2 protein-coding genes are annotated in these 990 nt (G+C 59.7%); both read right to left on the bottom strand.

Annotated features, from left to right (window positions below; translation table 11 throughout):
- Window positions 1–166 precede the first annotated feature (166 nt).
- Window positions 167–634: a hypothetical protein gene (locus tag I6F47_RS20330; protein ID WP_114488601.1), complete on the bottom strand. Its 468-nt coding sequence runs from the start codon at window positions 632–634 to the stop codon at window positions 167–169.
- A 15-nt stretch (window positions 635–649) separates the two neighbouring features.
- The coding region (locus I6F47_RS20325) for a hypothetical protein (RefSeq protein ID WP_197184460.1) at window positions 650–990 on the bottom strand (341 nt) is incomplete at its 5' end.

Raw genomic sequence — 990 nt, 5'->3', positions numbered from 1 at the left:
GACCCCGATTTCCCTGTATTTCTTGGAGTGGTCTGCTGGCGGTGCCGTAGAGACCTGTGCTCCGTGCACATCGGCACCCCTCTTTCTCATGCACAAAATCGCCCGCCCTTTTTCGTGGGCCAAATTGGGTGCAATTTTTCAAACGGACCCCTCTTTTGCTGGGCGCCTATGCGCTCTGTTTTTTCAGGAGCCCGGTTGGAGGGGGCCAATGTCCCTGGAGGTTTTCCCCGGCAGTTTTCACAGCAACACCTCGGCGCGCAGGCCCCGCCACCTGCACCAGTCCGGCCACCTCCAGCTCGCGCAGTATCTGCTGCACGCGGCGCTCGCTGATCCTGAGCATCCCGGCGATCTCGCGGGTGCCGAACCCCTTCTCGATGAACCGAGCCACGCTGCGCTTGCGCAGGTCGTCCTCATGGTCGCGCAGGCGGGGTACGGCCAGGTGCTCGCCCGGCCATGCCTCACACAGTCGCTTGGCGGCTGGCAGACCCAGCAGGCGGACCAGCAGGTGGCCTTCCTCGGCCACGATGGGCACGTAGAGGTTGCTGCCGTCACCGAACCAGGCCACGAGACGCAGTGTCGCGCTGAAGCCGATCACGGCGCTGATGTCATCGAGGGTGGTGTTTCGCAGTTCCATGGGGGTCTTTCCGTTTCAGTCAAACCGTGTGAACGGGATGTTGTGGCCCGACAGCAAACCTTGCAGGTAATTGATGTGAGCCCGCATCACCTTGTACGGGTGCGAGGTGCCGTTCGGATGCCCTACTGGTGCCATTTGCACATTCAGATCGGCCTGACCGAGATTGTTGAAGTGCTCAATCCAAACACGTTCATGGGCATTGCGTCGTTTCTGATCAAGCAGAATTGCCGAAGCTACTTCCTCCAAAAGACATGCTTTGATGTCCCATCCGGCCAGCACCATCTGTGCCATCCAAACCTGACACGGCCGGGCATTTTTAGGGGCGATGTTGTGGTGATGGGTGTAAAGCCTTTTCT

Origin of the sequence: Pseudoalteromonas sp. NZS37, from assembly GCF_015864265.1 — a bacterium.
Taxonomy (GTDB): Bacteria; Pseudomonadota; Gammaproteobacteria; order Enterobacterales; family Alteromonadaceae; genus Pseudoalteromonas; species Pseudoalteromonas arctica.
This window is presented reverse-complemented; position numbering and strand designations above follow the sequence as displayed.

Bases quoted from the DNA above. Each gene is read 5' to 3' on its own strand.
- I6F47_RS20330 (WP_114488601.1), bottom strand. From the start codon at position 634: ATGGAACTGCGAAACACCACCCTCGATGACATCAGCGCCGTGATCGGC.